Raw genomic sequence first — 11449 nt, 5'->3', positions numbered from 1 at the left:
CCAAATACCTTTAAAAACAAGGCTACCGCATAACATATAGGGCTATTCTACATTATTTGGCGGGAGAGCGAGCAATGAGTCCGAGCTTACTTTTCCTCGCAGGGGAAAAGTAAGCGTTCCCGCGAGGTACCCCATCCCTCGGGGGCTTTTGTAGGTGGAGGAAATTTTTTATCCCTCATAATTATTTGACAATGCCTTTTTTATAGTGTAACATATGACGACGATAAGAATTTTCAGGAGATGAATCATGAAGAGAGTATTGATACTGTTGTTGGCCGCGGTGATTTTTTCTACTATAGCGTATGCTCAAAATACGGACGATGACAATACCTCCCGGGACATGGCTATCCTGCGTAAAAAGCTCGGCCAGATGAAACGCGAGATGGACCTTCTGGTAAGAGAAGTCGTATCCACTGTCCCCGCAACCGGCGACACATCCGTGAATACATTCGGGGGCGATGTCTACGTCGATATCCTCCAGAATGATAAAAGCGTAATTGTAAAAGCGGACCTGCCCGGCATGGAAAAGGACAAAATAAACGTCGTGCTGGATAATAACAGGTTCCTTAAGATATCCGGTTCACGCGAAATATTAAAAAGCGAAAAATCGCCGGGCGTAGTCAGACAGGAAAGATTTTTTGGAAATTTTTCTAAAGTGATAGAACTGCCGTGCGAAGTGACGCCGGCGGGGATTAACGCGACATATAAGGACGGAGTGTTGGAGATAACTATTCCCAAGAAGGCTAAGAGCCCGAAGGAAGAACCTGTAAAGATAAACGTAAAATAAAAGGAGGAGCGATAAAATGGTTGAGAGAAGTGAATATAACGGCAAGCCGATATTGGTCTTAAGGCGCAGCGAAGAGGACAAATTTCCGTTTTCCTTCGGAATTGCTAAAGCGAGACTGATCCTGGAAAATATAAAAGAGATAGAGAAGTTCGTAGCGGAAAATACGACCGATTAATTGGATTTCGTACGGTTTCATGATATACTTGTAGTGACAGTTTGGATTTCCTATTGAAAAAGGCAAACTCACGGTAACGTGAGGGCGCAAAGCGACAGCCCCGCCAGATTTTTAAAAACAAATTTATCGGCGGGGGGCTGCGTTGCCAAAAGGGTAGAATTAAGAAAGACCCGGTTAATTTGCCTTGGGTCTTTTTTAATTTATTGCTCTTCGGCGGGCTCTGTAAAGAAAGGGGCTTGACCGATGGTCAGTCATCATCTAATCACGACGCTTTATAAAGATGCTTTAGCGCTATTCTGCGCGGTAAGCATTGCTATGCCCGGGTCAGTTCCTCCGAAAGCCACCGCACCGCTTCAATTAATAGATCCAGCGGCGATTACAATAGGTAAAGATTTGAATGAGCGCAATGCCGGTATGTATACAAGGACGAAGCTTTGGCGCTATCTTAGAAAAGGCATTAACTATCTTGAAGCTTCGGGCGAAGAAGTCCCGCTTCGGTTTCTGCATCCCGGGGATAAGGCGTACGGCCCTTTAGCGTTGACTCCCATAGCGGTCAAAGATGTGCAGGCGCATTATCCCGGCTTAAGACGGTATAAGTTCGAGGATGTTATTTCAAAAAGATCGCTGTATGAAAAATTCTCCATTCTTTATGCCGACATGCTTTTGAGGTACTACATAAAATTAGACTACTCTGGTATGCCTAAAGAAGAGGTTTTCCAGATTCTGCAAAAGGCATGGTTTCTCGGGCCCACACTTTACATGAAAGGATATCCTGTAATAGCCTCTCGCGAAATAAAGGCGGCGGAATACACCGCCCCGGTGTAATTATATGGCTACACCAACCCCCGGTGTAAGCTCTTGACAGTCCCGCCTATATAATATAAAATATTTTAGCTTATGATTACCAGATATTCACTTCCAAGAATGGCCGGTGTATGGAGCGAAGAGAATCGTTTTGCCAAGATGCTCGACGTTGAGCTATACGCCTGCGAAGCGCTTACTAAACTCGGCAAGATCCCCAAAGGCGCGCTATCCCAGATCCAAAAAAGGGCCCGCTTTAATGTCGACAGGATCAAAGAAATAGAAAAGGAGACCAACCACGATGTCATAGCCTTCATAAAGAATGTCTCTGAATATGTGGGCGATGACGCGAAGTATATACACAAGGGCCTTACTTCAAGCGATGTCCTCGATACCGCGCTTGCGGTGCAGATGCAGGAGGCTTGCGACATACTGATAGAGGACGTGAAGAAGCTTCTTAGGATACTGAAATCGAAAGCGCGCAAACACAGAAGGACTCTTATGATGGGCAGAACCCATTCTGTCCACGCCGAGCCCATGACATTCGGGCTTAAGATAGCGCTGTATTACGACGAGATGAACCGAAATCTTGAGAGGCTGAAGAAAGCCCGGCAGATGGTAAGTGTCGGCAAGATCTCCGGCGCTGTAGGAACATACGCGAATATAGATCCATTTGTCGAAGAGTATACATGCAAAAAATTAGGGCTGAAGGCCGCTCACATATCCACACAGATAATCCAGCGTGATCATCACGCGGAGTTTTTGACCGTCATTGCCATTACGGGCACATCTTTGGAGAAATTCGCGACGGAATTTAGATTGCTTCAACACACAGAGATAGGCGAGGTGGAAGAATATTTTTCTCCTACCCAAAAAGGTTCCAGCGCGATGCCACATAAAAGAAATCCGATACTTTGCGAGAGGGTGTCGGGCCTTGCCAGGATATTGAGGGCCAACGCGCACGCGGCAATGGATGATATGGTGTTATGGCATGAGCGCGATATTTCACATTCATCAGTCGAGAGAATAATCCTACCGGATTCCACCATACTACTGGACTATATGCTTAATAAATTTACGGATATAGTAGCCAAGCTCGTCGTGAATGCCGACAGGATGCTCGAAAATCTCAACAAGTCGAAGGGCGTTGTATTCTCCGGCAAGATACTGTTGGTGCTTATCGACAAAGGTTTGACGCGCAATGAGGCGTATGACGTAATGCAGCGGCTCGCATTCACCGCGAAAAAAGAAGGCATAGATTTTCAAGACGCGCTTCTTAGGGATGACGCTGTGCGCTCCCTGGTGGGCGTGAAAGAAATAGAAGAGATGTTCGATATAAGAAACTATATTAAGAATGTGGACAGGATATTCAGGAGGGTTGGGATTTAATGGAGAAATTGAAACAGATATACGAAGGTAAGGCAAAGAAATTATACGAGACAGAAGATAAGGACCTTGTCATACAGGAATTTAAGGACGACGCTACCGCGTTCGACGCTACAAAGCGCGGCACCATAACCAATAAAGGGATCATAAATAATAAGTTATCAGAAAAGATATTTAAGCTCCTTTCTAAAAAAGGTATACCGACGCATTTTGTAGAACGCCTTTCCGACCGCGATATGCTTGTCAAGCGCGTCAAGATAGTTCCGATAGAAGTGACGATGAGAAATATCGTCGCGGGCGGCATGTCGAAATTATTGGGCCTGGACGAAGGCATAATATTAAAAGAGCCCGTATTGGAGTGGCACTATAAAGAAGACGCGCTGCACGATCCTTTGATAAATGACGACCACGTAAAGGCGTTGGGGATAGCGACAGAAAAAGAGTTGGCGACGATAAAGAAATATTCCTACAAGATAAACGAGATCATGAAGAAATTTTTTGACTCAAAAAACCTTATATTGGTGGATTTTAAACTTGAGTTCGGCCGGTATAAGGGTAAAGTCATCCTGGCCGACGAAATATCGCCGGATACCTGCAGGCTTTGGGACAAGACGACAAAAGAGAAATTGGACAAAGATAGATTCCGCAGGGACCTGGGCAATGTCGAGGGCGCGTATCAGGAAGTCCTGCGCCGGGTGATGGAATAATGAAGACCGTTACGTACAAAACAGCGGGCGTTGACATAGATAAGGCGAACGCGCTTGTAAAAGATTATAAGCGTTTTTCAGCTTCCACAAAGATAAAAGGCGTAGTCAGCGGTATAGGAAGTTTTGGCGGGCTCTTTGAGCCGGATGTAAAAAAATTCAAGGATCCGGTCCTCGTATCCTCCACTGACGGAGTCGGGACAAAATTAAAGATAGCGTTTCTTGCCGATAAACATGATACGGTCGGGATAGACTTGGTCGCGATGAGCGCGAATGACATACTTTGCTCCGGAGCCCAGGGCCTATTCTTTCTCGATTATGTCTCCACCGGAAAGATAAAATCCTCTGTTTTAAGGGACATCGTCAAAGGTATAGCCCAGGGCTGTAAAGAAGCCGGCTACGCCCTTATAGGCGGCGAGACCGCCGAAATGCCGGGGATGTACAAAGAGGGAGAGTATGACCTTGCCGGATTCGGAGTGGGAATAACCGACAAAAATAAAGTTATAGACGGCAGGACTACCAAAAGAGGCGATATAGTCATAGGGTTAGAGTCGAGCGGGCTTCACTCAAACGGATTTTCGCTGGTGCGCAAAGTCCTTAATTCAAAGGAATTGAAAAAGCACGCGAAAGAGTTATTAAGGCCTACAAAGCTCTACGCGAAGTCGATACTCGCGCTTAAAGCAAAAGTCGATATAAAGGGCATTGCCAATATAACGGGCGGCGCTTTTTACGATAAGATACCGCGTATAATCCCGAAAGGCATGGCGATAGAAATAGATAAATATTCCTGGAAGGTGCCGTCTATATTTTTGCTGATACAGAAGAAAGGCGGCATCGAAGACAGGGAGATGTACAGGACGTTCAACATGGGCATAGGGATGGTCATCGTGGTGTCCAAGCGCGATGTAGCAAGATCGATAAAGATCCTTGGGCAGAATGGTGTTAAGGCGCACGCGATAGGCAGAGTCGTCAGGGGCAACAAAGAGGTCGTGATCCTGTGAAAATATTAGTAATTGGTTCGGGCGGGCGTGAACATGCCATCTGTTGGAAGGTAGCGCAGAGCCCGAAATGCGGCAAGTTATATTGCGCCCCGGGTAACGGTGGCATATCGGAGGTAGCAGAACTCGTCGATATAAAAGCGGATGATATCGAAGGGCTCATAAAATTTGCCAAAGAAAAGAGTATAGATTTAACGATTGTAGGGCCCGAAGGCCCGCTTGTGGCGGGCATTGTAGATAAATTTGAAAAAAAAGGTTTAAGGATATTCGGCCCGAGCAAAGACTGCGCGTTGCTCGAAGGCAGCAAAGTATTCGCCAAAGAACTGATGAAGAGCGCCGGCGTCCCAACCGCGGATTTCAAAGTATTCGACTCGTATGATAAAGCGTTAAAATATCTGGAGGGTAAAGCCCCGCCGGTAGTGATAAAGGCCGATGGTTTATGTGCCGGCAAAGGTGTGGTAGTCTGCAAGACCATTACAGAAGCCACCGACGCCGTAAAAGATATGATGGTAAAAAGAGCATTTGGCGACGCGGCGAATAACGTAATCATAGAGGACTGCCTTATAGGCGAGGAAGCGTCCATAATAGTTATCTCCGACGGCAAAAATGTAGTAAGTCTTGCCTCAAGCCAGGACCACAAAAGGATATTCGACGGCGACAAAGGGCTCAATACGGGCGGCATGGGTGCTTATTCGCCGGCCCCTGTAGTTACCGAAGCGCTTTTTGAAGATATAATGGATAGAGTAGTCTGGCCTGTGATAAAGACATTGGCCAAGCTCGGTAAGCCTTATAAAGGCGTTCTATATGCCGGTATAATGGTAACGAAAGACGGCCCCAAAGTCTTAGAGTTTAATACAAGATTCGGTGATCCGGAGACCCAGGCTATATTGCCGAGGTTAAAGAGCGATCTTGTTGAAGTTATTGAAAAAGCCATTGATGGAAAGCTTGCGGGATACAGCCTTCAGTGGGACGCGCGGCCATGTGTTTCGGTGGTGGTGGCGTCAGGCGGGTATCCGGGCGATTATCAAAAAGGCATAGAGATAAAAGATCTGGAATTCGCGAAAGCGCTTAAAGATGTGGTTATATTTCACGCCGGTACAAAAAAAGGTCGCAGGCTCGCGGACGGCAACTCTACTTTTATAACCAATGGCGGCAGGGTCCTAAACGTTACCGCCTTAGGCAGCGATATAAAGACCGCAATCGATAACTGCTATAATGCTGTCGGGAAGATAAATTTTGACAGGATGCATTATCGCAGGGATATAGGATATAGGGCCACAGCGAATAATTAACACTTTGGAGGGATTACATGCCGAAAAAACATAAAGTTGCTATTATAATGGGAAGCGATTCGGATCTTCCGACGATGGGCGAAGCCCGGAAGGTGCTCAAAGAGTATGGCATAGAATGCGAAGTCAAGATACTATCGGCCCACCGCTCTCCCGATGATACGGCAAAATTTTCCAAGGCTGCGCGCAAAAATGGCTTTTCGGTTATTATCGCCGGCGCCGGAGGCGCCGCGCATCTTGCGGGGGTAGTCGCAAGCCATACGACGCTGCCTGTAATAGGCGTTCCTATGGAATCAGCGGAGTTAAAAGGCATAGACTCTCTTCTGTCCACGGTACAAATGCCGTCGGGAGTTCCTGTCGCAACGGTCGCTATCGGCAAAGCGGGCGCTAAGAATGCCGGGATATTGGCACTGCAGATACTCGGTGTTTCGGATAAGGCGATAGAGAAAAAACTCGATGGCCTAAAGAGATTGCTCGTTGAAAACGTACGTAGTAAAAATAAACCCAAAAAGTCCTGAGAAAGACCTTATAGAGTCTGCCGCGAAAGCGGTGAGAGAGGGCAAGCTCGTAGCTTTTCCCACCGAGACAGTTTATGGGATCGCCGCCAACTTTCTCGACGAAAAAGCCATAGAGAGCCTGTACAGCATAAAAGGGCGTCCTAAAAATAAGCCTTTCACGGTCCATATAGCCGATATTAAAATGATAGAGTCTTTGGGCTGTACCGTGACGAAAGAGGCGCTCATACTTATAAGCAAGTTCTGGCCCGGACCGCTTACGATAATTCTTAAATCGGACGGCGGCAATACGCTGGGTTTTAGGGCGCCGGCAAACTTAGTGGCTCTGGAGCTGATAAAAGCCGCGGGTGTCCCTATAGTAGCGCCCAGCGCTAATTTAAGCGGCAATAAGCCTCCGAAGTCCGCCGGTGAAGTACTGAAGGACCTGGATGGAAAGATAGACATGCTTCTTGATAGCGGCGCTACGGATGTAGGGATAGAGTCTACGGTAGTGGACTTAACGGTAAGTCCCCCCAAAATTTTAAGAGAAGGCGCCGTTAAAAAAGAAGAGCTTGTGAAATTTTTTAATTAATTTATATGAAGAATATTAAATCGGTTCTTTTGGTTTGCACCGGCAACAGTTGCCGCTCCATAATGGCGGACGGGTTGCTGAAAAAATATCTTAAAGAACTCGGTAAGAGCGATATCGAAGTTATATCTGCCGGAGTTCATGCCATTGACGGTATGGCGCCGACTAAAGAGACCATAGAGGTCATGAAAAAAGAAGGTATTGACGTTTCCGGATTCCGGTCAAGGAGCCTTACGGAAGATCATATAAAGAAAGCGGACCTTATACTCGTAATGGCGGGCCACCATATGGATGATATCATTACCAGAGTGCCGCATGCCGCTTCGAAGGTGCACATTTTGAAACAGTTTGGTTTAAAGCATGATCAGAAGGCTTGCGAAGATATCGATATAGCCGATCCCATAGGGAGAGATCGGGGATTTTACGAAGAAGTGCTTTTAACAATAAAAGAAGAGATGAGTAGGGTCGCTAAGATCCTTTAATATAGTGAAAGGGAGTATAAAAGTGAGAATAGTTATAGGTAGTGATCATGGCGGATATGAATTGAAGAATAAGATAATAAAATTTCTGAAGAGCGAGAAATACGCGGTAGAAGATTTCGGCACGCATTCGAAAGAATCCTGCGACTATCCTTTGATAGGATTTGACGTCGCGCAAGCGGTAAGCAAAGGAAAGGCCGACAAAGGTATTCTTATATGCAGAAGCGGCGTCGGAATGGCGATAATCGCGAATAAGCTGCATGGCATAAGGGCGGCCGCCTGTTATGACAGGGCGATGGCAAGATCTTCCAGAGAGCATAACGATTGCAACATACTCGTCCTGGCCGCGGATTATACAAAATTTAGAGAAGCGAAAGAATTAGTGAAGATATGGCTTTCAACAAAACATATTGGCCAGCGGCACGCCAGGCGCGTTAAACAGATAAGACAGATCGAATCAAGGCTGAAAGGAAAGATCAGATGAGCCTTCTGAAAAAAGAGGATAACCAAATATATAAAGCTATTCTAAACGAAACTAAGCGCGAGAATAATAATATCGAGTTAATCGCGAGCGAGAACTTTGTCAGCGAGGCCGTGCTTGAGGCTCAAGGGTCGGTCCTTACCAATAAATACGCCGAGGGTTACCCGAAAGCACGCTGGTATAACGGATGTGAATACGTGGATGATGTCGAAGCCATAGCCATAGAGAGAGCGAAAAAACTTTTTGGCGCCGAACATGTAAATGTTCAGCCGCACGCCGGCACTCCCGCCAACTTCGCGGTGTATCTTGCGGTAGCGGACCTGCTTAAAGAAAGAGGGTATTCTTCCGGGCGATATACGGTTTTGGCCATGGACTTGGCCTGCGGAGGCCACTTATCACACGGCAACCCGCACAACTTCTCCGGAAGATTTTATGATATTGTGCCGTACGGAGTTAGCCATACCACAGAAACGCTCGATTATGACCAGATAGGAGAGCTTGCAAAAAAACATAAACCGAAGATGATACTGGCCGGCGCGTCCGCTTATCCGCGTGCCATAGATTTTAAAAAATTCAGGGCCATAGCCGATTCTGTCGGCGCGTTCCTTTTTGTTGACATAGCGCATATCGCCGGGCTTATTGCCGCCGGGTTGCACCAAAATCCGATCGAGTACGCCGAATTTGTCACTTCCACGACACATAAGACTTTAAGAGGCCCGCGCGGCGGATTTATAATGTGCCGCAAGGAATTCGCGAAGAAGATAGACATGGAGGTATTCCCCGGACTTCAGGGCGGGCCCCTGATGCATGTAATAGCGGCGAAGGCTGTATGTTTCAAAGAGGCGCTCAAGCCGGAGTTTAAAAAATATCAGGCTCAAATTTTGAAGAACTGCAAGGCATTATCACAAGAGATGGCAATCTTGGGCTATAGGATAGTCGCCGGCGGCACAGACACGCATTTGTTCTTAGTGGATCTAACGAAAAAGAATATAACGGGCAAGGCCGCCGCAACGGCCCTGGATAAGACCGGCATCACCGTAAACAAAAACCTTATACCATATGATACGCAGTCTCCTTTTGTCGCTTCCGGCATACGCATAGGCACACCGGCAATAACGACGCGCGGGATGGAAGAGCCGCAAATGAAAAAGATAGCGCGCCTTATCGATAAAGTGTTAAGCGATCCGGATAGCCAGAAGAATATTCAGGAAGTTCGAAAAAAAGTTACATCGCTTGTAAGAGAGTTCCCGTTATACAAAGGATTGATTAGGAGATTAGAAAAATAATGAAAAACAAGCGAACCTCAAACCTCAAACCTCAAACCCCGAAAGATGACCGTCCGACCTGGGATGAATATTTTCTCGGCATAGCGGATCTCGTTTCAAAACGTTCCACATGTTTACGCCGCAAAGTCGGAGCCGTGCTTGTAAAGGATAAAAGGATACTTGCCACAGGTTATAACGGCGCGCCCAGGGAGATAGCGCATTGCAGCGAGACGGGCTGCATCCGCGAAAAATTAAAGATACCGTCAGGAGAGAGGCACGAACTTTGCCGCGGCCTTCATGGGGAACAAAATTCATTTCTTCAGGCAGCGCTGCATGGGACGAGCCTGAAAGGGGCGACTTTATACTGCACGACGCAGCCCTGCATAATTTGCGCTAAGATGATCATCAATGCCGGCATAAGAGAAGTAATAATAAAGGGTGATTATCCAGACAAGATGGCGCGCAAGTTCTTGGACGAAGCTAAGGTAAAAGTTAGAGTGGTCAAATAGGGGGCAGTTTCCCGATGCGCTTGGAAAGCGTCTCCAGAATATGAAAATATTTATAGTGGCAGCTGTTTGTTTGATCTTATCCGGATGCGGTGGAACGCAGCTTAAAGAAGGCGGGCTTTATGTCAGCCAAAGCACATCTGTTGGCATGGATGATCTGGGAGTGGCCAAAGTGAGGAGCCAGTTTTAAATGCGTTGCCCATATTGCGGAAATAAAAAAGACAGTGTAATAGACTCGAGGATGTCGAAGAACGCCGCGAGTGTCCGCCGCCGCAGGGAATGCCTGAAATGCAAGCATAGATTTACCACATACGAGTATGTCGAACGCATTTCGCTGATGGTAATAAAAAAGGACGGGCGGCATGAACCTTTCGACAGGGAAAAGCTGATGAACGGAGTCCTTGTCGCGTGTGAAAAGAGACCCGTAAGCTTAAAACGCATAGAGCGATTAGTAGATGATATAGAGATACAGATACAAAAACAGTATGAAAGAGAAGTGGCGTCAAAAGAGATAGGCGAACTCGTCATGAAGGGCCTTCACACCATAGATGAGATAGCGTATGTCAGGTTTGCGTCCGTCTATAGGCAGTTCAGGGATGTCGGCCAGTTCATGAAGGAACTCAAAACCTTCCTAAAATGAAAGAAGCGTTATATTACGAGAAGCTAGATTCAAAAAGAGTGCGCTGCCACTTATGTCCGTATGAATGCAGCATAGCTTCCGGCGGCAGGGGCGCCTGCGGCGTCAGATTAAATAAGGACGGTACGCTCTACACGTTAGTTTACGGCAAGACCACGGGAATGGCCCTCGATCCGATAGAAAAGAAACCACTATATCATTATCATCCCGGCGAATACATATTATCCTTAGGCACCAGAGGCTGTAATCTTCACTGTATGTTTTGCCAGAACTGGCATATCTCGCAGGAAGTAGACGGCCCTACGGAAGATATCACTTCCGAAGAAGTAGTTGCCCGCGCGAAAGAACTTGGCTCGTTCGGCATAGCCTACACTTACAACGAGCCTTTCATATGGTATGAATTTGTCCTCGATACCGCAAAGCTCGCGAAAGCGAATAATTTAAAGAATGTGCTTATCACCAACGGTTTTGTGAATATAGAGCCGCTTAAAGAGATGCTGCCGTTGGTAGACGCGATGAATATAGATTTAAAGGCGTTCGATGAAGATTTTTATGTAAAGGCTTGCAAGGGCTCTCTCGGCCCCGTGCTCGAGGTTATAAAGACAGCCGCCAAGAAATGCCACATAGAGCTTACCAATCTTATAATACCGACATTAAACGATTCTGAAGTTATGATAAGAGGTATGGTTGATTGGATATATAAGAATCTGGGCGCCGGGGTGCCGCTGCACTTTTCGCGGTATTTTCCCTGTTATAAAGCTACCCTGCCCCCTACGCCTATAGAAACTTTAAAAATGGCGGAACAAATAGCGAAAGAAAAACTGAAGTACGTATACGTAGGTAATATATAAATCACAA

16 protein-coding genes and 1 riboswitch are annotated in these 11449 nt (G+C 46.5%); all 16 genes read left to right on the top strand.

Annotation, left to right across the window (positions count from 1 at the left end; genetic code table 11):
• The first annotated feature begins 247 nt into the window (after positions 1-247).
• Positions 248-787: an Hsp20/alpha crystallin family protein gene (locus Q8R38_04215; protein MDP3791232.1), complete on the top strand. Its 540-nt coding sequence runs from the start codon at positions 248-250 to the stop codon at positions 785-787.
• Between the two features lie 16 nt (positions 788-803).
• Positions 804-962 carry a hypothetical protein gene (locus Q8R38_04210; protein MDP3791231.1) on the top strand — a complete coding sequence of 53 codons (159 nt, stop codon included), beginning with the start codon at positions 804-806 and terminating at the stop codon, positions 960-962.
• 51 nt (positions 963-1013) lie between these two features.
• A riboswitch (cyclic di-GMP riboswitch) is annotated at positions 1014-1112 on the top strand.
• A 93-nt stretch (positions 1113-1205) separates the two neighbouring features.
• The gene (locus tag Q8R38_04205; protein MDP3791230.1) at positions 1206-1787 is read left to right on the top strand and encodes a hypothetical protein; all 582 of its coding nucleotides are present in this window, start codon (positions 1206-1208) and stop codon (positions 1785-1787) included.
• Between the two features lie 72 nt (positions 1788-1859).
• Positions 1860-3152, top strand: coding sequence for an adenylosuccinate lyase (purB, locus tag Q8R38_04200; GenBank protein MDP3791229.1), 1293 nt, complete (start codon positions 1860-1862; stop codon positions 3150-3152).
• Complete coding sequence (locus tag Q8R38_04195) at positions 3152-3856, top strand: phosphoribosylaminoimidazolesuccinocarboxamide synthase (GenBank protein MDP3791228.1); 705 nt, start codon at positions 3152-3154, stop codon at positions 3854-3856. The genes purB and Q8R38_04195 overlap by 1 nt, the downstream gene beginning before the upstream one ends.
• Positions 3856-4854, top strand: a complete 999-nt coding sequence (purM, locus tag Q8R38_04190) for a phosphoribosylformylglycinamidine cyclo-ligase (protein ID MDP3791227.1) — start codon at positions 3856-3858, stop codon at positions 4852-4854. Before Q8R38_04195 ends, purM begins: the two co-directional genes overlap by 1 nt.
• Positions 4851-6143, top strand: a complete 1293-nt coding sequence (purD, locus tag Q8R38_04185) for a phosphoribosylamine--glycine ligase (protein MDP3791226.1) — start codon at positions 4851-4853, stop codon at positions 6141-6143. Before purM ends, purD begins: the two co-directional genes overlap by 4 nt.
• A gap of 17 nt (positions 6144-6160) precedes the next feature.
• Positions 6161-6658, top strand: coding sequence for a 5-(carboxyamino)imidazole ribonucleotide mutase (purE, locus tag Q8R38_04180; GenBank protein MDP3791225.1), 498 nt, complete (start codon positions 6161-6163; stop codon positions 6656-6658).
• Positions 6618-7226 (top strand): L-threonylcarbamoyladenylate synthase, encoded by a 609-nt coding sequence (locus Q8R38_04175; GenBank protein ID MDP3791224.1) that lies wholly within the window; start codon positions 6618-6620, stop codon positions 7224-7226. Before purE ends, Q8R38_04175 begins: the two co-directional genes overlap by 41 nt.
• Positions 7227-7231: 5 nt before the next feature.
• Positions 7232-7705 carry a low molecular weight protein arginine phosphatase gene (locus Q8R38_04170; protein ID MDP3791223.1) on the top strand — a complete coding sequence of 158 codons (474 nt, stop codon included), beginning with the start codon at positions 7232-7234 and terminating at the stop codon, positions 7703-7705.
• A 22-nt stretch (positions 7706-7727) separates the two neighbouring features.
• Positions 7728-8186 carry a ribose 5-phosphate isomerase B gene (gene rpiB / locus Q8R38_04165; GenBank protein MDP3791222.1) on the top strand — a complete coding sequence of 153 codons (459 nt, stop codon included), beginning with the start codon at positions 7728-7730 and terminating at the stop codon, positions 8184-8186.
• Positions 8183-9469 (top strand): serine hydroxymethyltransferase, encoded by a 1287-nt coding sequence (gene glyA, locus Q8R38_04160; protein MDP3791221.1) that lies wholly within the window; start codon positions 8183-8185, stop codon positions 9467-9469. Before rpiB ends, glyA begins: the two co-directional genes overlap by 4 nt.
• Positions 9469-9957, top strand: a complete 489-nt coding sequence (locus tag Q8R38_04155) for a cytidine/deoxycytidylate deaminase family protein (protein MDP3791220.1) — start codon at positions 9469-9471, stop codon at positions 9955-9957. The genes glyA and Q8R38_04155 overlap by 1 nt, the downstream gene beginning before the upstream one ends.
• Before the next feature lie 40 nt (positions 9958-9997).
• The gene (locus Q8R38_04150; GenBank protein MDP3791219.1) at positions 9998-10144 is read left to right on the top strand and encodes a hypothetical protein; all 147 of its coding nucleotides are present in this window, start codon (positions 9998-10000) and stop codon (positions 10142-10144) included.
• Positions 10145-10594 carry a transcriptional regulator NrdR gene (gene nrdR / locus Q8R38_04145; protein MDP3791218.1) on the top strand — a complete coding sequence of 150 codons (450 nt, stop codon included), beginning with the start codon at positions 10145-10147 and terminating at the stop codon, positions 10592-10594.
• Entirely contained in the window at positions 10591-11442 is an 852-nt protein-coding gene (gene amrS / locus Q8R38_04140; GenBank protein MDP3791217.1) for an AmmeMemoRadiSam system radical SAM enzyme, read from the top strand. The genes nrdR and amrS overlap by 4 nt, the downstream gene beginning before the upstream one ends.
• Positions 11443-11449 lie beyond the last annotated feature (7 nt).

This window comes from Candidatus Omnitrophota bacterium (genome assembly GCA_030695905.1).
Taxonomy (GTDB): Bacteria; Omnitrophota; Gorgyraeia; order 2-01-FULL-45-10; family 2-01-FULL-45-10; genus CAZHPY01.
This window is presented reverse-complemented; position numbering and strand designations above follow the sequence as displayed.